The sequence below is a fragment of the Pseudomonas sp. S8 genome (assembly GCF_050473925.1).
Taxonomy (GTDB): Bacteria; Pseudomonadota; Gammaproteobacteria; order Pseudomonadales; family Pseudomonadaceae; genus Aquipseudomonas; species Aquipseudomonas parakoreensis.
Genome location: NZ_JBFDVZ010000016.1, coordinates 4,086,658 through 4,107,084 on the forward strand (window position 1 = coordinate 4,086,658; position 20,427 = coordinate 4,107,084).

The 20,427-nt window shown below is 61.4% G+C and carries 18 protein-coding genes and 1 pseudogene; 8 read left to right on the forward strand and 11 right to left on the reverse strand.

Annotated features, from left to right (window positions below):
- Nucleotides 1-20: 20 nt before the first annotated feature.
- A complete protein-coding gene (locus tag AB1J88_RS19595) occupies nt 21-1,034 on the reverse strand; it encodes an ABC transporter substrate-binding protein (RefSeq protein WP_430291771.1) in 1,014 nt (337 codons plus the stop codon).
- Nucleotides 1,035-1,430: 396 nt separating this feature from the next.
- On the opposite strand from AB1J88_RS19595, the gene AB1J88_RS19600 reads away from it, so the two are divergent.
- The 3 genes from AB1J88_RS19600 to AB1J88_RS19610 are packed head-to-tail and all read left to right on the forward strand — an operon-like array spanning nt 1,431 to nt 5,466.
- Nucleotides 1,431-3,029: an ABC transporter permease gene (locus AB1J88_RS19600; protein ID WP_430291772.1), complete on the forward strand. Its 1,599-nt coding sequence runs from the start codon at nt 1,431-1,433 to the stop codon at nt 3,027-3,029.
- Nucleotides 3,026-3,841 (forward strand): ABC transporter ATP-binding protein, encoded by an 816-nt coding sequence (locus AB1J88_RS19605; protein WP_430291773.1) that lies wholly within the window; start codon nt 3,026-3,028, stop codon nt 3,839-3,841. Before AB1J88_RS19600 ends, AB1J88_RS19605 begins: the two co-directional genes overlap by 4 nt.
- Nucleotides 3,842-3,855: 14 nt before the next feature.
- Nucleotides 3,856-5,466, forward strand: coding sequence for an arylsulfatase (locus AB1J88_RS19610; protein ID WP_041071083.1), 1,611 nt, complete (start codon nt 3,856-3,858; stop codon nt 5,464-5,466).
- A 130-nt stretch (nt 5,467-5,596) separates the two neighbouring features.
- On the opposite strand, the gene AB1J88_RS19615 is transcribed toward AB1J88_RS19610, so the two are convergent.
- Entirely contained in the window at nt 5,597-6,670 is a 1,074-nt protein-coding gene (locus tag AB1J88_RS19615) for a fatty acid desaturase (protein WP_430291774.1), read from the reverse strand.
- Between the two features lie 100 nt (nt 6,671-6,770).
- Here AB1J88_RS19615 and AB1J88_RS19620 point away from each other — a divergent pair.
- Nucleotides 6,771-7,783 (forward strand): annotated as a pseudogene (locus tag AB1J88_RS19620) (AraC family transcriptional regulator).
- 131 nt (nt 7,784-7,914) lie between these two features.
- On the opposite strand, the gene AB1J88_RS19625 reads toward AB1J88_RS19620, so the two are convergent.
- Both AB1J88_RS19625 and AB1J88_RS19630 read right to left on the reverse strand, forming a co-directional pair.
- Nucleotides 7,915-9,300: a heavy metal sensor histidine kinase gene (locus tag AB1J88_RS19625; RefSeq protein WP_430291775.1), complete on the reverse strand. Its 1,386-nt coding sequence runs from the start codon at nt 9,298-9,300 to the stop codon at nt 7,915-7,917.
- Complete coding sequence (locus AB1J88_RS19630) at nt 9,290-9,970, reverse strand: heavy metal response regulator transcription factor (RefSeq protein ID WP_430291776.1); 681 nt, start codon at nt 9,968-9,970, stop codon at nt 9,290-9,292. Before AB1J88_RS19630 ends, AB1J88_RS19625 begins: the two co-directional genes overlap by 11 nt.
- Nucleotides 9,971-10,106: 136 nt before the next feature.
- On the opposite strand from AB1J88_RS19630, the gene AB1J88_RS19635 reads away from it, so the two are divergent.
- Both AB1J88_RS19635 and uraH read left to right on the forward strand, forming a co-directional pair.
- Complete coding sequence (locus AB1J88_RS19635) at nt 10,107-10,598, forward strand: GlcG/HbpS family heme-binding protein (protein ID WP_430291777.1); 492 nt, start codon at nt 10,107-10,109, stop codon at nt 10,596-10,598.
- A gap of 11 nt (nt 10,599-10,609) precedes the next feature.
- The gene (gene uraH / locus AB1J88_RS19640) at nt 10,610-11,020 is read left to right on the forward strand and encodes a hydroxyisourate hydrolase (protein ID WP_086794832.1); all 411 of its coding nucleotides are present in this window, start codon (nt 10,610-10,612) and stop codon (nt 11,018-11,020) included.
- Between the two features lie 171 nt (nt 11,021-11,191).
- Here the strand turns inward: uraH and AB1J88_RS19645 are convergent, their stop codons facing one another.
- The gene (locus AB1J88_RS19645) at nt 11,192-11,869 is read right to left on the reverse strand and encodes a Crp/Fnr family transcriptional regulator (RefSeq protein ID WP_430291778.1); all 678 of its coding nucleotides are present in this window, start codon (nt 11,867-11,869) and stop codon (nt 11,192-11,194) included.
- Between the two features lie 85 nt (nt 11,870-11,954).
- Here AB1J88_RS19645 and AB1J88_RS19650 point away from each other — a divergent pair, with 85 nt between their 5' ends.
- Nucleotides 11,955-12,482, forward strand: coding sequence for a DUF962 domain-containing protein (locus AB1J88_RS19650; RefSeq protein ID WP_430291779.1), 528 nt, complete (start codon nt 11,955-11,957; stop codon nt 12,480-12,482).
- Between the two features lie 87 nt (nt 12,483-12,569).
- Here the strand turns inward: AB1J88_RS19650 and AB1J88_RS19655 are convergent, their stop codons facing one another.
- From AB1J88_RS19655 to dibA, 6 genes are all read right to left on the reverse strand, one after another.
- Nucleotides 12,570-13,559, reverse strand: a complete 990-nt coding sequence (locus tag AB1J88_RS19655) for a sulfate/molybdate ABC transporter ATP-binding protein (protein WP_430291780.1) — start codon at nt 13,557-13,559, stop codon at nt 12,570-12,572.
- A gap of 3 nt (nt 13,560-13,562) precedes the next feature.
- Nucleotides 13,563-14,435, reverse strand: coding sequence for a sulfate ABC transporter permease subunit CysW (gene cysW / locus AB1J88_RS19660; protein ID WP_007952817.1), 873 nt, complete (start codon nt 14,433-14,435; stop codon nt 13,563-13,565).
- A gap of 13 nt (nt 14,436-14,448) precedes the next feature.
- Nucleotides 14,449-15,267: a sulfate ABC transporter permease subunit CysT gene (gene cysT / locus AB1J88_RS19665; protein WP_027611147.1), complete on the reverse strand. Its 819-nt coding sequence runs from the start codon at nt 15,265-15,267 to the stop codon at nt 14,449-14,451.
- Nucleotides 15,268-15,509: 242 nt separating this feature from the next.
- Nucleotides 15,510-16,523 (reverse strand): sulfate ABC transporter substrate-binding protein, encoded by a 1,014-nt coding sequence (locus tag AB1J88_RS19670; RefSeq protein WP_108181331.1) that lies wholly within the window; start codon nt 16,521-16,523, stop codon nt 15,510-15,512.
- Nucleotides 16,524-16,669: 146 nt separating this feature from the next.
- Nucleotides 16,670-16,852, reverse strand: a complete 183-nt coding sequence (gene oscA / locus AB1J88_RS19675; RefSeq protein ID WP_003220508.1) for a sulfur starvation response protein OscA — start codon at nt 16,850-16,852, stop codon at nt 16,670-16,672.
- A gap of 307 nt (nt 16,853-17,159) precedes the next feature.
- Nucleotides 17,160-19,079: a phosphodiesterase DibA gene (gene dibA / locus AB1J88_RS19680; RefSeq protein WP_430291781.1), complete on the reverse strand. Its 1,920-nt coding sequence runs from the start codon at nt 19,077-19,079 to the stop codon at nt 17,160-17,162.
- 147 nt (nt 19,080-19,226) lie between these two features.
- On the opposite strand from dibA, the gene desA reads away from it, so the two are divergent.
- Complete coding sequence (gene desA / locus AB1J88_RS19685; protein WP_131670850.1) at nt 19,227-20,411, forward strand: delta-9 fatty acid desaturase DesA; 1,185 nt, start codon at nt 19,227-19,229, stop codon at nt 20,409-20,411.
- Nucleotides 20,412-20,427: the final 16 nt, after the last annotated feature.

Below are 20,427 nucleotides of genomic sequence, written 5' to 3' on the forward strand. Positions count from 1 at the left end.
AAGGCTGCGATCTTGTGATTTTAAAGCTTGGCCGCCGCCAACTCAGGCGCCACCCAATCGCTGACCTTGAACGGTTTGCGGATCAGTTTCTGCTGCGCCGCCAGATCCACCGAGTCCTGCAATTTGCCGAGGAACACCGGGTCCAGCGTCGATGGGAACACTTCGCTGAGTTTCTGATCCTGCAGGTCCTGGGTCAGGATCACCGATGGATAACTTGCCAGCCCCGACACCAGTTGCACGTAGGCAGCCTTGTTGCTGTCCTGGGTCAGCCAATCCACCGCCTGCTGCTGCGCCTTGAGCAGTTTCGCGACGACTTCCGGGTGCCCGTCGACAAACTTGCCGGTGCCCACCAGCACTGACTGCACACTGCCGGCGCCACCCAGATCCTTGGTGTTCAGCGGCAATTCCGCCAGCCCCTTGGCTTGCAGGGCCGTCAGCCCTGAACTGCCCCACGATGCGTCGATCTGTTTAGCCGCCAATGCCGCGACCGCTGCATTGAAGTCGAGGTTGATTACCTTCAGATCCTTTTCGCTCAGGCCCTGACTGGCCAGCGCCGCATCGAACGACAACTGCGTGGCGGTGCCACGGAAGATCGCCACGCGCTTGCCTTTCAGATCCTGCAGGGTCTTGATCCCCGAACCCGGCACCACGCCCAGATATTGCTTCACCCCGCGCGCACTGGCGCTGAGCAAGCGTGTGTCGAGGCCGTTGGACTTGCCGATGATCGCCGCCAGGTCGCCCAGATACGCCAGATCGACCTGACCGTTGGCAAACGCCTCGTTGATCACCGGTCCGGCGCCCTTGAAGAAGCTCCATTGAATCTTGATGCCCTGATCGGCGAAGGCTTTTTCGAAGATCTGCCGATCACGCAGCACATCCACCACACCGCCGCCGCTGTGCTGGGTGCCGGCGCTCAGGTCAGGCACAGCGATCCTGATTTCCTTGAGCTCGCCGGCCTGTGCGGTAAACGCCAGCAGGCCCGCCAGTGCCGGAATGGCAAACAGACTGAAAACTCGTTTGAAGGGAAGGGTCATGGATGTAGCTCCTTGATCACGACGGGCGTTGAGGAGCCGAAAGTAGGCCGAAGCGTGACCTTCGCTTAAATACTATAAATGCACATTTTTATAGCCATTAACGCTAAGCAAGCAACAACGCGGGCTGCAGCGGCGTATGCATTAACAGCATCGAAAATATTCTTCGAATGCATTGGATGCGCGTTGGGCTGCAGGCCTTAAATGGCGGTACTTATCTCCAAATCTAATGTTTTTCATCTTACTTATAACGATTTGTTCTTAGCTAATGCCGCTAGAGATCGCAGCCTTCGGCAGCTCCTACAGGGGCGAATTCACCAACGCATCCCCTGTAGGAGCTGCCGAAGGCTGCGATCTTTTGATCCTGCTCCCGATCCAACCCGACAACGGAGGTCACCCATGGCCCGTGATTCCCTGCTCAGCCTGCCGCTTCCCGCGCCACCTCTGAAAAGTCGACGGGTGTGGCCAAGTCTCAACCAACGCCTTTTGCCATGGTTGCTGCCGATCAGCCTGTTCGCTCTGTGGTGGCTGGCCGCGCGCAATCAATGGATGAGCGAGCAGATCTTGCCGGCGCCGTCGCTGGTGTGGAACAGCGCCGTCGAGCTGTCCCAGGGCGAGCTATGGAGTCATTTGTGGATCAGCCTGCAACGGCTGCTCTGGGGCTTGCTGGCCGGCATCTGCGTGGGTGCGGTGCTGGGCGCCGCACTGGGTTTCAGCCGGCGTCTCGAACGGTTGGTGTTTCCGACCTTCGCCGGTCTGGCACAGGTGCCGACGCTGGCGTGGATTCCGCTGTTCATGGTGTTTTTCGGCATCGGCGAAGTGCTGAAACTGGTGGTGCTGATCAAGGCCATCGTGGTGCCGGTAACCCTGCACACCTTGGTCGGCGTTCGTGATGCGCAACCGAAACTGCGCGAAGCCGCCGCCGTGTTGCGCCTGCCGTCGTACTTGCTGATCCGGCGTCTGGTGCTGCCCGCCGCACTGCCAGCATTCATGGCCGGCGTACGCCTGGCCCTGGCCGCTGGCTGGACGTCCTTGCTGGCGGTGGAGCTGTTGGCGTCCAGCGAAGGCATCGGATACCTGATGGTCTGGGCACGGCAACTGTTCATGCTCGACATCGTGTTCGTGTGCATCGTGGTCATCGGTGTGCTCGGCGTGGCGATGGATCGCGGTATCGGCTTTCTCGACCGCAAACTGGTGCACTGGCCGCACCCGGCCACCGCAGAAATCCGCAGTGGCCCGCGCTATGAAGGCTGGCAGCGGCTGCAACCGTGGCTGTTGCCGCTGAGCCTGATCGGTTTGTGGCAAGTGGCGAGCGATCAGCAGTGGGTCGATGCGAACATTCTGGTCAGCCCGTTCGCGGTGCTGGAAACAACAAAAAACGGCTTGCTCGACGGCACGCTGATCAGCGGCATGGCGTTGAGTCTCGGTCGTACCCTTGGCGGCTTGCTACTGGGCGGCGGACTCGGTTTCGCCCTCGGCTTGCTGCTGGGGCTTTCACGCACCAGCGAACGACTGCTCGGCCCGACCCTCGCCGCCATCCGCCAAATCGCGATTTTCGCCTGGGTGCCGCTGCTCACCGCGTGGTTCGGATTGGGTGAATTGGCGAAGTGGGTGTTCGTTGCCCTCGCCGCGTTCTTTCCGTTGTTCATCGCCACTCAGCGCAGCGTCGCCAACCTCTCGCCACAACTCAACGAAGCCGCGCAGGTGCTGCGCCTGGGCCTCGGCCAGCGCCTGCGTCGTCTGGTGCTTCCGGGTGCGGCGCCGGGGATTTTCGCCGGGCTGCGCCTGAGCCTGATCTACGCCTGGCTCGGCACCATCGGCGCCGAATACTTCATGCCGTCCAACGGCGGCATCGGCAGCCAGATGATCGGCGCCCAACAACTGCTGCGCATGGACCTGATCATGGCCGGGATGCTGCTGGTCGGCCTCACCGGCGCCCTGCTCAACCTCATCGGCCAACGCCTGGAAATTCGCGCCACTCGCTGGAGACACGCATGAACGCACCGATTGTCAGCTTCACCCACGTAGGCAAATCCTTCGACGTCGACGGTTTCAAACTGGAGGCGATTCGTGAATTCAACCTTGACATCGCCGAGGGCGAATTTGTCGCCATCGTCGGGTCCAGCGGTTGCGGCAAATCCACCTTGCTACGCTTGCTGGTAGGCCTCGACACGCAGTTTCGCGGGCAGATCAGCGTCGATGGCAAAGCCGTCAGCGGCATCGGTAGCGAGCGCGGCATCGTGTTTCAGGAACACCGTTTGTTCCCGTGGCTGACCGTGGCCGACAACATCGGTCTGGGCCTGGTCAACGAACCGCTGAGCACCGCCGAAAAGCAGCAGCGCATCAACGATTTCATCGAGCTGGTCGGCCTGCGCGATTTCACCCGTGCCTATCCGCACCAGCTCTCCGGCGGCATGGCCCAGCGCGTGGCGATTGCTCGCGGACTGGTCGCCAGCCCACGGATTCTGTTGCTCGACGAACCGTTCGGCGCACTCGATGCGCTGACTCGCCAGCAGATGCAGGACGAACTGCTGGCGATCCGCGACCGGGCGAAAATCACCACGATTCTGGTCACCCACGACGTCGAGGAAGCGATCTTCCTCGCCGACCGTGTGGTGGTGATGGAGCCGCGTCCGGGACGGATCAAGCAGGTGGTCGACATCGCCCTGCCGCACCCGCGTCAGCGCAGCAGTTTCGACTTCCATCAGTTGCGTGAAGAACTGCTGCACGAACTGACCAGTGACGACCATTACCAACCGAGCCTGCCGGTGCAGATCCGCGATCTGCCGCTGTCGTTCATTGCCTATTGAGAGGAGCTGTATCGATGCCGCAACGCCCCAACTTTCTGGTGATTCTGGCCGACGATCTCGGCTTCTCCGATATCGGCGCTTTCGGCGGCGAAATCGCCACGCCGAACCTTGATGCGCTGGCCAATAACGGCCTGCGCCTGACCGATTTCCACACCGCGCCAACCTGCTCGCCAACCCGCTCGATGCTGCTGACCGGCACCGACCACCACATCGCCGGCATCGGCACCATGGCCGAAGCGCTGACCCCGGAGTTGATCGGAAAACCGGGTTACGAGGGCTATCTCAACGACCGCGTCGTCGCCCTGCCCGAGCTGCTGCGCGAGGCCGGCTATCAAACCCTGATGAGCGGCAAATGGCACCTCGGCCTGACGGCTGAGCTGGCGCCGCAGGCGCGCGGGTTCGAGCGTTCGTTCTCGCTGCTGCCGGGGGCGGCCAACCACTATGGTTTCGAGCCGACCTACGACGAACACACCCCGGGCCTGCTGAAATCGACGCCAGCGCTGTACATCGAAGACGACACCTTTATCGATGAGCTGCCCAAGGATTTCTACTCGTCGGACGCCTTCGGCGACAAGCTGCTGCAGTACCTCAAGGAGCGCGATCAGAGCCGGCCATTCTTCGCTTATCTGCCATTCTCCGCACCGCACTGGCCGTTGCAGGCACCGGCTGACATTGTCGAAAAATACCGTGGTCGCTATGACGCCGGTCCCGAAGTCCTGCGTCTGGAACGCCTGGAAAAACTCAAGGCGCTGGGCCTGATCGAGCCGGATGTCGAGCCGCATCCGCTGATTCAACTGAATGCGCAATGGGCTGCGCTGAGCGCTGAGCAACGACAGATTTCCGCGCGGGCCATGGAGGTTTACGCGGCGATGGTCGAGCGCATGGACTGGAACATTGGCCGGGTGGTCGATTACCTGCGCCAGCAGGGCCAACTCGACAACACCTTCATCCTGTTCATGTCCGACAACGGCGCCGAGGGTGCGCTGCTGGAAGCGTTCCCCAAGTTCGGCCCGGAACTGCTGACGTACCTCAACCAGCATTACGACAACAGCCTCGACAACATCGGTCGTGCCAATTCCTATGTCTGGTACGGGCCGAGCTGGGCGCAAGTGGCGACCGCGCCATCGCGGCTGTTCAAGGCGTTCACCACCGAAGGCGGGATTCGCGTACCAGCGCTGCTGCACTATCCGCAATTGCCAATCAAAGGGCAGATCAGCCACGGTTTCGGTACGGTGATGGACATCACCCCGACGATTCTCGATCTGGCCGGCGTGCGCCATCCGGGCAAGCAATGGCACGGCAAACCGGTGGCGCCGCTGCGCGGCAAATCATGGCTGGGCTTTTTGTCTGGCGAGACGGCGCAGGTGCATGACGAGCACACCGTCACTGGCTGGGAATTGTTTGGCCGCCGGGCGATTCGCCAAGGGTCGTGGAAGGCGGTGTGGATCCCCGGGCCGGTGGGGCCGGCGACCTGGCAGCTGTATGACTTGAGCAGTGATCCGGGGGAGATTCATGATCTGGCGTCGAGTCAGCCGGACAAGCTCAACACCTTGATCGGGCATTGGCAGAAATATGTGGAGGAGACTGGGGTGATTCTCAGTGCTTCGCCGTTTCAGCCGGATTGAAACGGCCAGAACCACCGCTATCGCTGGCAAGCCACATCCCACAAGGTTCAATGTCGTTCACAAATCCTTTGAATGACGCTGAAACCTGTGGGAGCTGGCTTGCCAGCGATGCGGCCCTCAAACTCAGCCATCAAGCCCGGGCAGCACGCACCTCTTCCTGCACCACCTCATCCCGCCGAACAAACCGGTTAGCCCGCCCAAACGTGCCGAAATCATTGAACCGCACGCCCATCTCACGCATCACCTTGTGCGCCACCGGCACGGTCATCTGCCGGATGTAAAACGGTTCCTTCACCACAAAATGATGAATCCCGTGGCTGCTGCCAAAGTTGAAGCAGAACGCCTGCAGCGGCCACAACCACCAGGGATTCAACACCTGGCATTGCTGCAGCACGTTGCCCGCCTCGATGTCGCCGTAGTAATGCATGTTCGAGCTGATGAAGTGCAGGCAAAAGGTGCGCAGCACGTTCGGGCCGATGATCACCACCGCCGCGATATCGATCACCTGCATCACCGACAGCGTGGTCGCCGACCATTCAATCGGCGAACCCATGAGGTAGGCGATGCCATTCGCCGCATGGAAGCCGAGGAACACGTACCACGCGCCCCAATGCACCAGCGCCAGTGGCGCGTAAACCTTCAGGGTACGTTTGATGATGCTGAATTTGTGTGCCCAGGTCTTGGCCCGCAGCATGCGGATGAACGCCGACATCACGTTGTCGCCGACCATCAGCAGCCGCGCAAAACCCCACGGTTCGCCGTTGGTGATTGCGCGCTCTTCCATATCGGTTTCGGTACCGGAAACCTTGTGGTGATTGAGGTGCAGATGGCGACGGATCCACGGATTGATCGTGCTCGGCCGCGCCAGCCACACCAGGCCCATCATCAGGTTGTGCGGCACGCGCTGCTTGCGGAAATACATGCTGTGGATCAGGTCGTGTTCCAGCTCGTGGGTCAGGGAAGCGAAAAACGCGTTGAGCAACAGACACACCCACCATGCCATGTGGCCAGTGATGTACAGCGTCGCCGAACCGATCATCCCGGCCAGAGCAAAGGCCAGAATCCCCGCGCCGAGGGCGTCCTGGTGCTGCAAAATCGGGTAGCGCTGACGCAACTCGACGCCCTTGGCCAGCACCACTTCGCGAATATGCGCTGATCGCTGGGCAGCATTGTGTCGCTGGGGACTTGCAGAAGTACGGTCCATGCTTCCATCCTCTGGTTATTGATGTTCGCATCCTGCCTTGCGAAAGCTGTATTGATGGTAGCCGTGAACGCCAACCTGTTGACCGGAAGCGCCAATCAGCATGAAGGAACCGACCTCGCTCGCCAGCTGGACCCGTGCCTTGCGCAAGCAACTCGATGCGCTGGGGCTGGACAGTCTCGGCCTGTGCCAACAGGCCGGGCTCGACCCGCAGTTGATGGACGACCCGAATGCGCGTTATCCGCTGTCCGGCACCACGCGCCTGTGGCAACTGGCAGTGCAGTTCAGCGGCGATCCGGCGATCCGGCGATCGGTCTGCGAGTGTCGCGGTTCGTCAGCCCGACCACGTTCCATGCGCTCGGTTACGCGCTGGTGGCCAGCGGCAGCCTGCGTGAGGTGTTCGAGCGCATCGTGCGTTATCACCCGGTGGTCAGCGATGCGCTGGAGCTGGAGCTGAGCCGCAGCGACGACCGTTATCTGTTTCGTCTGAAAATTCCGTCAGGCAATCCGGCGCCGGCCTTCGAAGCCATCGATGCGTTTGCCGCGATCTACGTGCGCACCTGCCGCAATCGCCTCGGTCGCGATTACGCGCCGCTGGCGGTCTACCTGCGCCGCCCGGAACCCTCCGATGCACATCAGTGGCACAAAGTGTTCCGCGCCCCGGTGCATTTTTCCTGCGCCGAGGATCGCCTGGAGTTCTCCCTTACCGACTTCGACAGCCACCTCGACGACGCCAACCCGGAACTGGCCGAACACAACGAGGCGGTGCTCAAGCGCACCCTGGCTCAGCTCCAACCGCTGACCTGGGAGCGCAAGGTGCGCGACGCCATCGAAGAGCAACTGCCCGAAGGCGAACCCAGCGCCGAACGCATCGCCCAGGCCCTGCACCTGAGCCTGCGCAGCCTGCAACGGCACCTGGCGGATGAGGGCTGTCGCTTCGACACGCTGCTCAACGAAAGCCGCGAAAACCTCGCGCTGCTGCACCTGCGCGATCCGCAATGTTCGTTGAGTGAGGTCAGTTACCTGCTGGGGTTTGCCGACACCAGCAGCTTCAGCCGCGCGTTCAAACGCTGGACGGGAATGACGCCGGGGCAGTTTCGCGATCAGTTGCGCTGATTGATCCGGAATGTGTGCTGAACCTACTGGACTCTTCGCGGGCAAGCCCGCTCCCACAGTGTCCGTGTCGTACTCAAAGCTCATGTACGCCCGATAACCTGTGGGAGCGGGCTTGCCCGCGAAGGCGCCCGTCAGACAACCTCAAAACCCAGCTCGAACACCGTACCTGCAGCATCACTGCTCACCCGCACCCGCCCGCCATGCAACTGCATGATCGACTGCACAATCGCCAGCCCCAGCCCACCCGAATCTCCAGGCTGCGCCCGTGAAGGGTCGACGCGATAGAAGCGGTCGAACAGTTTGCCCAGATGTTCTGGCGCAATCACCGGGCCGTGGTTGTGTACCTGTAACCAACACACACCCGCCTCATCACGGCGGCCCAGGCTGATCAGCGAGCCTTCATCGGCGTGGCGCACCGCGTTGGCCAGCAGGTTACCCAGGGCGCGTTGCAGCAGTTGCTGGTCGGCCAACAGTTCGCCGTGCAGCTGGTTTTCCAGGCGCAACTGACGATCATCGGCCAAGGCTTCGAAGTAATCGCACAGCTCGCTGCCGACGTTATGCAGATCCAGTGTTTGCAAGTCGAGCGCGCGCTCCGCCTGCTCGGCGCGGGCGAGGAACATCAGGTTTTCGGCCATGCGCTTGAGGCGTTCGAACTCTTCCATGTTCGAGGCCAGCAGCTCCTGATACTCCGCCGTGCTGCGCGGATGGTTCAGCGCCTGACCGTTGCTGGCGAGCAAGGTGTGCAACGGCGTGCGGATCTCATGGGCCAGATCGGCCGAAAACTGCGACAGCCGCTGCACGCTGTCGTCCAGCCGCGCGAGCATGCCGTTGAGCGCCTGCACCGGTTCGAGCAGTTCGGCGGGGGTGCCGCTGGCGGGCAGACGCTGATCGAGGCTGCGCAGATCAATGCCGCGCACCGCCGCGCTTAGCTGGCGCAACGGTTGCAGGCCACGGCGCAGCAGCACCAGCCCCAGCGCGAACGCCAGCAACGCACCGAGCCCGACGGCCAGGTACAGGCGCAAGCGATAACTGGCGAGCATCTGTTCCCGTTCAGTGAGCACCTTGCCGGCGATCACCGTCAGCGGCTCGCCGTTCGGGCCTTGGGCTTCACCGGACAACAGCGCCAGCTCGGCGCCGTCCGGCGCCTGCCAGGTCAGCACATCGCGACGCTGCGGCGTTTGCTCGCGTGCGATTGCGTTCAATGGCGGCAACTCACGCTGGCGCGGGTTGATCGCAATCACGTTCGAGCCATCGGCGCGCCGCACCAGCAGCAGGCTGTCGAGGTTACCGAGCATGTTCTGATAGAGACGTGGCCGCGCCTGCAAGGCGCCGAGGCTGTCACTGTCGGCTAGCAAGGCGCGCACCTGCTCCAGACGGCCGAGCAACGCGAGGTCGTCGCGGTAGGCGATTTCCGAGTCGAGCGAGCGGTAGAGAAACACACCGATCGCACTCAACACCAACGCGCAAACCACGGCGAACGCCAGCGCCAGACGCCAGGCGATCGACCTAGACCGCATCGTCGGGCGCCTCCAGCTGATAGCCGACGCCGCGCACGGTGTGGATCAGTTTCGGCATGTACGGATCATCGACCTTGGCCCGCAAGCGGCGCACTGCAACTTCGACCATGTTGGTGTCGCTGTCGAAATTCAGGTTCCACACCTGCGAGGCGATCAGCGTGCGCGACAGCACTTCGCCCTGACGGCTGGCGAGCAATTGCAGCAAGGCAAATTCCTTGTTGGTCAGGGCAATGCGCTGACCGCCGCGACTGACTCGACGCCGCAGCACGTCGATTTCCAGATCGGCGATGCTGTAGGACTCGGCCTCGCGCAGTGGCCCGCGCCGCAGCAGCGTGCGCACCCGCGCGAGCAATTCGGCGAACGCGAAAGGTTTTAGCAGATAGTCGTCGGCGCCGAGTTCGAGGCCGCGTACGCGGTCTTCAATGGCATCCTTGGCGGTCAGGAACAGCACCGGCGTGGCGCCGCGCTGGCGGATCAGTTGCAGCAGTTGCCAGCCATTGAGGCCCGGCAGCATCACGTCGAGGATGATCAGGTCGTAGGCCTGCTGCTCGATGAAATAGCGCCCATCGAGGCCATTGAGCGACACGTCCACGGCAAAACCCGACTCGCCCAGGCCCTTGGCCAGGAAATTCGCGGTTTTGGCTTCATCTTCTACGACCAGCAAACGCATGGCACACCTCGATTGATCAGGCACACAGGCTAGGCGCCTTCGACGGCGTTGCCCATTACAAACTTGTAATCCGACTGACGGGGTTCTGACGAAGACCGGCGATTAAGGTGACGACCTTAGCTTTTGGAGCCTGTCCATGACCTTCAAATACCTTGCAGCCAGCCTCGCCCTCGCCCTCGGCCTCAGCGCCAGCGCTTTCGCCGCCCCTGAACTGCCTCGCCACGCTGACCTCGATCTGAAAACCGCACGCCTGCTGGCCGACACCGCGCTGAGTCATTGCACCGCGACGGTATCGGTGCTCGACCGTGGCGGCAACGTGCTGGTGACCCTGCGCGGCGACGGCATCGGCCCGCACAACACCGCGGCCAGCCAGCGCAAGGCCTACACCGCGCTGTCGACGAAAACCCCGACCCGGCTGTTCGCCGAGCGCGCCCGCAGCAACCCGGAAACCGCCAATCTCAACACCCTCGACGAGCTGCTGTTGCTCGGCGGCGGGATTCCGTTGTTCGCCGGCAATGAGTTGGTCGGCGCCATGGGCGTGGCCGGTTCCGGCGGCGGCGAGCAGGACGAAAGCTGTGCGATCAAGGCCGCCGAAAAGACCGGCCTGACCCTTACCCGTTCCCAATAAGGAGACTGACCATGACCACCCTGCGCATGACCTTCGCCGCACTCGGCCTGAGCGCCCTATCCAGCCTGGCGTTGGCCGCCGGCAATCCACTGAGCGTGCACGTGCTCAACCTGGAAAACGGCCTGCCCTCGCCGGGCGTCAATGTGACGCTGGAAAAACACGTCGGCGAAAACTGGCAGCCACTGGCTCAGGGCACCACCAACGAACAGGGGCGCATCGCCGAACTGTTCCCGGCCAAACAGCCTTTCGAGGCTGGCGAATACCGGGTGGTGTTCAAGACCGGCGAGTATTTCGAGAAGAACAAGCGCGAGACGTTTTTCCCGGAGATCCCGGTGATATTCCAGGTGAAGCAGACTGACCAGCACTACCACATCCCGCTGCTGCTCAGCCCTTATGGGTTCTCGACCTATCGCGGCTCCTGACTACCGCACAAATACCCTGTAGGAGTGAGCCTTGTGGTGAGGGGATTTATCCCCGACCGACTGCGCAGCAGTCGCCGGACTTCATCACAGGTTTGGGGCGGCTGCGCCACCCATCGGGGATAAATCCCCTCACCACAGAGGCTCACTCCTAAAATGGATCGGTGTGAAGTTTTAGAGCGTGGCGACGGCGCGCAATCGCTTGGCATCGAGAATCTCGATCTCGCCATACCCCAACCCGATAATCCCCTGCCCCTGCAAATCCTTGAGGATCTGGTTGGTGGTCTGGCGTGACAGCGACAGCATCGACGCCAGTTGTTCCTGAGGCAATTGCAGGACCCGGCGTGGCGCATCGATTTCGCCGTAGCCCTCGGCGATCATCAGCAAGCGATGGGCCAGGCGAGCCGGGGCCGGCAGCAGGCTCAACTGTTCGAGATTGATGAAGGTCAGGCGCAGTTTGTGGCTCATCAGCAATGCCAGATGGCGCCAGTAAACCGGCTGTTCATCGAGGATTTTCAGCAGCGTGGCCTGCGGGATATTCAGCAGCGTGCACGGCCCGACTGCATACGCATCGTGAGTGCGTAGCTGACCGTCGAACAGGCAGATTTCGCCGAACCAGTGCGGCGCCTCCACCAGGCTCAGCAACGCCTCCTTGCCCTGCTCGCTCACCGCGCCGATACGGATCGCGCCGTCGAGCACCGCGTACAGGCCGCAGGGCGGATCACCGCGCTGGAACAAGCGCTGCCCCGCCGTCAGCCGCCGCTCCCGGCCCGCCGCCAGCAGACTATCCTGAAAGGATGTCGGCAGGTGACTGAACCATTGCCCGGTCAGCAGCCGTGAACGCTTATCCATCATGATCACTCCCAACTGTCGCCTGCCTGACAGAGCCAACGCCGAACCCGAGGCATGCTGCACGCACCCTACAGGAGGAACAACAATGAAAAGCCTCGTCGACCATCTCAGTCAATACGCCGCCTACCACCGCGACCCGCGCAACATCGCCAGCCACTTTATCGGCATTCCGCTGATCGTGGTGGCGGTGGCGGTATTGTTGTCGCGACCAGAATGGTCACTGGGCGGCTTGTGGATCTCTCCGGCGGTCCTGCTGGCGCTGGCGTCGGCGTGGTTCTACCTGCGCCTGGAACTGAAGCTCGGCGTGCTGATGACGCTGTTGATGGGCCTGTCGGTCTGGGCCGGGCATGCGCTGGCGCAGCAGAGCACCATGGTCTGGCTGAGCAGCGGGCTGGCGATGTTTGTGATTGGCTGGGTGATTCAGTTTGTCGGGCACCACTACGAGGGGCGCAAACCGGCGTTTGTCGATGATGTCAGCGGGTTAATTGTCGGGCCGCTGTTTGTCGTGGCCGAAGTGGCGTTCCTGCTGGGAATGCGCCACGAGTTGAAAGCGCAGATCGAGGCGCGGGCGGGGGTGGTGCGGGTCAATCCGAATCGCAAAGCGGCGGCTTAGGCCGCTTGAAAGATCGCAGCCTGCGGCAGCTCCTACATTGGAATGCATGTCCCTGTAGGAGCTGCCGAAGGCTGCGATCTTTTGACTTTAGAGGCTGGCGACTTTCTGCCAGACCTTCGGCTTGAAGAACAGGGTTTCACCCTTGGCCAGTCCGATCAGGCTGTCGTGGTCCTTCACCACTTCCGCCTCGATCAGATCCGTCTGCCCTTCCACCTTCAACGTCACCCGCGTGGTCGCGCCCAATGGGCGAATATCACGCACTTCAGCGGCATGGTGATCTTCCAGCTCATGTCTGGACAACGACACTTCGTGCGGACGGAACAGCACGTGGTTGTCGTCGCTGAGCAACAAGCGGTTGGAGTCGCCGAGGAAGTGATAAACGAAGTCGCTGGCCGGGTTTTCGTAGACGTCACCCGGTGAGCCGATCTGTTCGATCACGCCTTTGTTCATCACCACGATGCGATCGGCGACTTCCATCGCTTCTTCCTGGTCGTGGGTCACGAATACCGAAGTCAGGTTGATGTCTTCGTGCAGGCGCGCCAGCCAGCGACGCAGCTCTTTGCGCACCTTGGCGTCGAGGGCGCCGAACGGTTCGTCGAGCAGCAGCACTTTCGGCTCCACCGCCAGAGCACGAGCCAGGGCGATACGCTGACGCTGGCCGCCGGACAGTTGCTCCGGGTAGCGATCGGCCAACCAGTCCAGTTGCACCATGTTCAGCAGTTCGTGGACCTTGGTCGCGATCTGGCTTTCGCTCGGGCGCTGGTTTTTCGGTTTCATGCGCAGGCCGAACGCGACGTTGTCGAACACCGTCATGTGCCGGAACAGCGCGTAGTGCTGGAACACGAAACCGACGTTGCGATCACGCACGTCGTGGCCGGAGACGTCTTCGCCGTGGAATACGATATTGCCGTTATCCGGGGTTTCCAGACCGGCAATAATGCGCAGCAAGGTGGTCTTGCCGCAGCCGGACGGGCCGAGCAGCGCCACCAGTTCACCGCTGTGGATGTCCAGGCTGATGTTGTCCAGCGCCTTGAACGCATTGAAATTCTTGCTGACGTTACGCACTTCGATCGACATGAATTATTCCTCCGCGGCGCTGGCGCGCAGGCGGTTGATACGGTTTTCGCTCCACTGCTTGAGCAGCAGGATGAAGAGCGCCAGGATCAGCAACAGGCTCGCCACGGCGAACGCGGCCACGTGGTTGTATTCGTTGTAGAGGATCTCGACGTGCAGCGGCAAGGTGTTGGTCACCCCGCGAATGTGCCCGGAAACCACCGACACCGCACCGAACTCACCCATGGCCCGCGCGGTACACAACACCACGCCATAGATCAGGCCCCATTTGATGTTGGGGACGGTGACGTGCCAGAACATCTGCCAGCCGTTGGCGCCAAGCAGCCGCGCGGCCTCCTCTTCCTGTGTGCCCTGCTCCTGCATCAGCGGAATCAGCTCACGGGCCACGAACGGCACGGTGACGAAGATCGTCGCCAGCACAATGCCCGGCAGGGCGAAGACGATCTGGATGTCATGATCCTGCAGCCACGGCCCGAACAGGCCCTGCGCACCGAACATCAGCACGTAGACCAGACCGGCGATCACCGGCGACACCGAGAACGGCAGGTCGATCAGCGTCACCAGCATGCTCTTGCCGCGGAACGAATATTTGCTCACGCACCATGCGGCGCTAACACCGAACACCAGGTTCAGCGGCACCGAAATCAGCACGGCGATCACCGTGAGTTTCAGCGCCGACAAGGCGTCCGGTTCAAAGATCGCGGTGAAGAATGCGCCGAGGCCATTCTTCAAACCCTGCGACACCACGATGAACAGCGGCAGTACCAGAAACAGGAAAAAGATCAGCCAGCCAAGGCCGATCAGGATTCTGCGCGAAGTGGCACTGCCACGCCGCGCAGCGTTGGCCGAGGACGCGGCCGCAATAGACGATTGGGACATGGTTCGCGCCTCCTTATGGGGTTTCGATGCGCCGCTGCAGCAGGTTGATCAGCAGCAACAGGACGAAGGAAACCACCAGCATCAGCACACCGATGGACGTGGCGCCGGTGTAATCGTACTGGTCAAGTTTGACCATGATCAGCAGCGGCAGGATTTCGGTTTTCATCGGCATGTTGCCGGCGATGAAAATCACCGAACCGTACTCGCCGACACCCCGGGCAAAGGCCAGGGCAAATCCGGTCAGCCACGCTGGCAACAGCGCTGGCAGGAGGATATGGCGGAACACCTGCAACGGTTTCGCACCGAGGCAAGCGGCAGCTTCTTCGACTTCACGCGGGATGTCAGCCAGTACCGGCTGCACCGTGCGCACCACGAACGGCAGCGTCACGAAAGTCAGCGCCAGGGTGATGCCCAACGGGGTGTAAGCGATCTTGAAACCGAGGTCGGCGGCGAACTGGCCGACCAATCCGGTCGGGGTGTACAGCGCGGTCAGGGCGATACCGGCCACCGCCGTCGGCAGGGCGAACGGCAGGTCGATCATCGCGTCGATCACCTTGCGCCCGGGGAAGGTGTAGCGCACCAGCACCCAGGCCAATAGCGTACCGATGATGCCGTTGATGATCGCCGCACACAGCGCGGTGCCGAAGCTCAGCTTCAAGGCTGCCAGTACGCGTGGCGCGGTGATGATCGTCCAGAACTGATCCCAGGTGAGTTGGGCGGCGTGGACGAACATCGCCGCCAGCGGGATAAGCACAATCAGGCTGAGGTACACCAAGGTGTAACCCAGCGTCAGCCCGAAGCCGGGTATGACGGGGGAGATACGACGCGACATAAAAGTCCTTGGTTAAAAAGCATTCCGCTGAACGCATCAATGTGGGAGCAAGCCCTGTGGTGAGGGGATTTATCCCCGACCGACTGCGAAGCAGTCGCAAAACCAGAGTTCGCGGTAGATTTGATTCACCGCAAAGGTCGGCATTGGGGCTGCTGCGCAACCCATCGGGGATGAATCCCCTCACCACAAAGGCTCACTCCCACATCTCAAGTGCCTGAACTTCAGGCTCATTGTGGGTCAGATTACTGCGCCTGGTAGATCTGGTCGAACACGCCACCGTCGTTGAAGAACTTCGGTTGTGCGGATTTCCAGCCGCCGAAGTCCTTGTCGATGGTCACCAGTTCCAGTTTCGGGAACTGCTGGGCGTACTTCGCCGCCACGTCCTTGTCGCGTGGACGGTAGAAGTTCTTCGCGGCGATCTCCTGACCGGCCGGGCTGTACAGGTGCTTCAAGTAAGCTTCGGCAATCTGTTCGTTGCCCTTTTTCTCGGCGTTCTTGTCGACCACCGCCACCGGTGGCTCGGCCAGAATCGACAGCGACGGCACGACGATGTCGAACTTGTCAGCGCCGCCGTCTTCTTTCAACGCCAGGAACGCTTCGTTTTCCCAGGCCAGCAACACGTCACCCTGACCGTTGTTGACGAAGGTGATGGTCGAGCCACGAGCGCCGGTGTCCAGTACCGGAACGTGCTTGAACAGGGTCTGCACGTACTCTTTGGCTTTTTCTTCGCTGCCGCCGTTGGCTTTCAGGCCATAGGCCCACGCGGCGAGGAAGTTCCAGCGCGCACCGCCGGAGGTTTTCGGGTTCGGGGTGATCACCGAAACGTCATTCTTGACCAGATCACCCCAGTCCTTGATGCCTTTCGGGTTGCCCTTGCGCACCAGGAACACGATGGTCGAGGTATATGGAGTGCTCGCCTCGGGCAGGCGCTTCTGCCAGTCGGCCGGCAGGGTCTTGCCGAGCTTGGCGATTTCGTCGATGTCGCCGGCCAGTGCCAGGGTCACCACGTCGGCGCGCAAACCGTCGATCACCGCACGGCCCTGCTTGCCAGATCCGCCATGGGATTGCTGGATTTTCACGGTGTCGCCGGCGTGATCTTTCTGCCAGAACTTGATGAATTCGGCGTTGTAGTCCTGATACAGCTCGCGCGTCGGGTCGTACGACACATTGAGCAGTTCGTAATCCTTGGCAACCGCGGAACCGGCAAACACAGCGCTGGCCAGCGCGGCCAAAGCGTAACGGCGAATCGACGACATGGTGAAAGCTCCTGGAATTCTTGGTGGTGGCTTTTTCTTATGTATTTCGGAAATCGGGGTGCCGGTTCAAAGGTCGCAGCCTGCGGCAGCTCCTACACACGGCCCCTGTAGGAGCTGCCGCAGGCTGCGATCTTTTGATCTTCAAATCAGCTCGGTTTGTTACCCGGCTGCTGCAGACGGAACTTCTCTTTGCGTTCGATCTGCACGACCTGGGCGTTGTGCACAGTGATCTCCACCGCGCCGAAACGCAGATCGCGCAGGGCGCTCTGGATTTCCCGCAAGATGGTGGTTTCGTCCTGACCGTCAACGCTGCGAAGGGATGCGCTCATGGTGCTGCTCCTTTGAATGGGATATGCCTGGCAGTGGGCGGCACTGCGTTCGGCGTGGGAGCAATATAAGAGAGGCGCAGATATTCTTAAAAAGACTATTTAAGAATGTTTATATAACTAGAAAACATTATCTGACAGGCCAAGGGTTTGCGCGGTGTTCACTGAGTTTGAAGCCTGTATGAAACCCTGTGGCGAGGGGATTCATCCCCGATGGACTGCGTAGCAGTCCCTGTTTTTCAGGGCCGCTGCGCGACCCATCGGGGATAAATCCCCTCGCCACAGGTTTTGTGTCGCCATAACAGGACTGCTAACCGATAACAGGGGCTTTGGCCCAATCAATCTCCCCCGCCGGCACTGGCCGCCCAAACCAGTAGCCCTGCCCCAGATCACATTCCTGCTCCAGCAGAAACGCCGCCTGCTCGGCCTGCTCGATCCCCTCGGCGTGCACCTGCATGCCCATGCTCCGGGCCAGCGCGATGATCACCCGGACGATCGCGGCGTCGTCCTCGTCCCAGGGCAACCCGGCGACAAAACCCTGATCGATCTTGAGCTTCTGCACTGGCAGGCGCTTGAGCCGCAACAGCGATGAGTAGCCGGTACCGAAATCGTCAATGGCCAGGCGAATCCCCAGTTCACGCAAATGATGCATCTGCTCCAGCGCCACTTCCGGATCATCCATCACCGCGCTCTCGGTGACTTCCAGTTCCAGAAAGGCCGGATCCAGACCGGTCTCGTGCAGCACCTGCGCCACCTGCTGGTACAGCTCACGCCGGGCGAACAACCGCGACGACACGTTCACCGCGACGAACGACAGCACGACCCCGGCCTGCTGCCATTGGCACATCTGCGAACACGCCTGGCGCATCACCCAGGCGTCGATTTCAGCAATCATCCCGGTGCGCTCGGCAATCGGAATGAATTCCGCCGGCGACACCAGCCCGCGCTGCGGATGCTGCCAGCGTACCAGCGCTTCGACGCCAATCAGGCGACTGCTGCGCAAATCGTGAACCGGCTGGTAGTAGACCCGCAGTTCCTGTTGCTCCAGCGCACGGCGCAGCTCGAAAGCGATCTCGACCCGTTGCTGCGCGTGCGCGGTCAGCTCTTCGGTGTACAACGCGTAACCGTTGCGCCCGCTGCTCTTGGCCTTGAACAGTGCGGCGTCGGCATTGCGCAACAACTGATCGGCACTCAACGCGTCGCTGGGGAACAGGCTGATGCCGATGCTGGCGTTGATGAACAGCTCATGCCGGTCGATGCCGAACGGCTCCTTGAGCGCATCGAGAATGCGCTGGGCCAGCGCCGCGGCTTGAACCAGTTGCGGACAACTCTCCGCCAGTACCGCGAATTCGTCACCACCTAGCCGCGCCAGCGTAATCCCGGGGCCGAACAGTTCCTGCAGGCGTGCCGCCACGGCTTTGAGCAGGCGATCACCGACGTTATGGCCGAGGCTGTCGTTGATCATCTTGAAGTGGTCCAGATCGATCATCAGCAAGGCGCAGCCGCGCTTGTGGATCTGCGCCGACGCCAGCGCCTGCGCGGCGCGGTCGCTGAACAACAGGCGATTGGGCAGGTCGGTCAGCGGGTCGTGGTGGGCGAGGTGCTTGAGTTCGTGCTCAGAGTCCTTGATCGCACTGATGTCGGAAAACACCGCCACGTAGTGGCTGAGGTGGCCCTGATCATCGTGAATCACGCGAATGGTCTGCCACTGCGGGTAAATCTCGCCGCTCTTGCGCCGGTTCCAGATCTCCCCGCTCCATTCGCCCTCGCTCTCCAGCGTGGCGAACATCGCCTGATAGAAGCCCGGCGGATGGTGGCCGGACTTGAACAGGCTCGGCTGGTGGCCGAGAACTTCCTCGTACTGGTAGCCGGTGATTTCCATGAACGCACGGTTGACGTGCACGATCAGGCCCTCGCGGTTGGTCACCAGCACGCCCTCGCGGGTGCAGTCGAATACCGCAGCGGCCTGGCGCAGTCGTTCACGGTCGGCCTGCCGCTCGCGTAACCGCGCACCGATACCGAGAAATTCGCACAATCTGGCCCGCGCGAGGAAGATCAGGCACGCGCTGACGGCAGCCCAGACGTAACCGTTGATCAGTTGCCATCGCTGCAGATCGACAGACTCATCAAAGAAACTGTTCAATAAGTAACCAGTGCCCTGCAGCCAGACAACAGCAAGCAAGAGGTAAAGCAGCGCTGCACGCAGGGCATCGCGGTAAGTGGCAGGCATTCGGCTGTCCATGTCCCTACAAAAAAGGTTGGAATTATAGGTCAAGAAACATCCAGCGACTCTTATCTGAAAGGGCGACTGGTTTTATCTGTGTGCTTGGTGATAATGCAACGGCTGTTTTTATCTTTATCGAGGGCCCTATAGCCTATGTGGTACGAAGGTTTTCTTGGCTTGTCGGCCTGGTCACTGGTCGCGGTCACCCTGCTGATGACCCACGTGACAATTGTCGCCGTCACGGTCTATCTGCACCGTTACTCGGCCCATCGCTCACTTGAGCTGAATGCCGGCCTGAAACACTTTTTCCGCTTCTGGCTGTGGCTGACCACGGCGCAGAACACCCGCGAGTGGACTGCCATCCACCGCAAACACCACGCCAAGTGCGAAACCGAAGATGACCCGCACAGCCCGGTGATCAAGGGTCTGTCCACCGTGCTGCGCAAAGGCGCCGAGCTGTATCGCGCCGAAGCCGAGAATCCGGAGACCCTGCGCATCTATGGCAAGAACTGCCCGGAAGACTGGATCGAGCGCAATCTCTACAGCCGCTATCCGCTGCTGGGTGTGGCGATCATGGGCATCATCGACCTCCTGCTGTTCGGCACCATTGGCATCACCATCTGGGCGATCCAGATGATGTGGATCCCGGTCTGGGCCGCCGGCGTGGTCAACGGCCTGGGCCATGCCATCGGCTACCGCAACTTCGAATGCCGCGACGCGGCGACCAATCTGGTGCCGTGGGGCATCCTGATCGGTGGTGAAGAACTGCACAACAACCATCACACCTACCCCAACTCGGCCAAGCTGTCGGTGAAGAAGTGGGAATTCGACCTCGGCTGGGCGTGGATCAAAGTCTTCAGCTTCTTCAGACTGGCCAAGGTGCAGCGTGTGGCGCCGATTGCCCACCGCGTCGAAGGCAAGGGCCATCTGGACATGGACACCGCCATGGCGATCCTCAACAACCGCTTCCAGATCATGGCCCAGTACCGCAAATTGGTGATCGGCCCGCTGGTCAAGCAGGAGCTGGACAAGGTCGATCATTCGGTACGCCATCAATTCCATCGCGCCAAACGCCTGCTGTCGCGGGAAACCAGCCTGCTGGAAGACCGTCATCACTTGCGCATCCAGAACATGCTCGAGCACAGCCAGGCGCTGAAGGTCATTTACGAAAAACGCCTGGCCCTGCAGCAGATCTGGGTCAAGACCAGCGCCAATGGCCACGACATGCTCGCCGCCATCAAGGAATGGGTGCACGAGGCCGAAGCCAGCGGCATCCAGTCCCTGCGTGAATTCGCCGACCAGCTGAAAACCTACTCGCTGCGCCCCGCCGCAGCCTGACCGCCATGAATGAATC

Bases quoted from the DNA above. Each gene is read 5' to 3' on its own strand.
- cysW (WP_007952817.1), bottom strand. From the start codon at position 14,435: ATGTCCCAATCGTCTATTGCGGCCGCGTCCTCGGCCAACGCTGCGCGG.
- AB1J88_RS19600 (WP_430291772.1), top strand. From the start codon at position 1,431: ATGGCCCGTGATTCCCTGCTCAGCCTGCCGCTTCCCGCGCCACCTCTG.
- AB1J88_RS19615 (WP_430291774.1), bottom strand. From the start codon at position 6,670: ATGGACCGTACTTCTGCAAGTCCCCAGCGACACAATGCTGCCCAGCGA.
- AB1J88_RS19655 (WP_430291780.1), bottom strand. From the start codon at position 13,559: ATGTCGATCGAAGTGCGTAACGTCAGCAAGAATTTCAATGCGTTCAAG.
- AB1J88_RS19635 (WP_430291777.1), top strand. From the start codon at position 10,107: ATGACCTTCAAATACCTTGCAGCCAGCCTCGCCCTCGCCCTCGGCCTC.
- AB1J88_RS19670 (WP_108181331.1), bottom strand. From the start codon at position 16,523: ATGTCGTCGATTCGCCGTTACGCTTTGGCCGCGCTGGCCAGCGCTGTG.
- AB1J88_RS19645 (WP_430291778.1), bottom strand. From the start codon at position 11,869: ATGGATAAGCGTTCACGGCTGCTGACCGGGCAATGGTTCAGTCACCTG.
- AB1J88_RS19630 (WP_430291776.1), bottom strand. From the start codon at position 9,970: ATGCGTTTGCTGGTCGTAGAAGATGAAGCCAAAACCGCGAATTTCCTG.
- oscA (WP_003220508.1), bottom strand. From the start codon at position 16,852: ATGAGCGCATCCCTTCGCAGCGTTGACGGTCAGGACGAAACCACCATC.
- AB1J88_RS19650 (WP_430291779.1), top strand. From the start codon at position 11,955: ATGAAAAGCCTCGTCGACCATCTCAGTCAATACGCCGCCTACCACCGC.
- AB1J88_RS19595 (WP_430291771.1), bottom strand. From the start codon at position 1,034: ATGACCCTTCCCTTCAAACGAGTTTTCAGTCTGTTTGCCATTCCGGCA.
- AB1J88_RS19625 (WP_430291775.1), bottom strand. From the start codon at position 9,300: ATGCGGTCTAGGTCGATCGCCTGGCGTCTGGCGCTGGCGTTCGCCGTG.
- AB1J88_RS19610 (WP_041071083.1), top strand. From the start codon at position 3,856: ATGCCGCAACGCCCCAACTTTCTGGTGATTCTGGCCGACGATCTCGGC.
- cysT (WP_027611147.1), bottom strand. From the start codon at position 15,267: ATGTCGCGTCGTATCTCCCCCGTCATACCCGGCTTCGGGCTGACGCTG.
- desA (WP_131670850.1), top strand. From the start codon at position 19,227: ATGTGGTACGAAGGTTTTCTTGGCTTGTCGGCCTGGTCACTGGTCGCG.
- dibA (WP_430291781.1), bottom strand. From the start codon at position 19,079: ATGCCTGCCACTTACCGCGATGCCCTGCGTGCAGCGCTGCTTTACCTC.
- uraH (WP_086794832.1), top strand. From the start codon at position 10,610: ATGACCACCCTGCGCATGACCTTCGCCGCACTCGGCCTGAGCGCCCTA.
- AB1J88_RS19605 (WP_430291773.1), top strand. From the start codon at position 3,026: ATGAACGCACCGATTGTCAGCTTCACCCACGTAGGCAAATCCTTCGAC.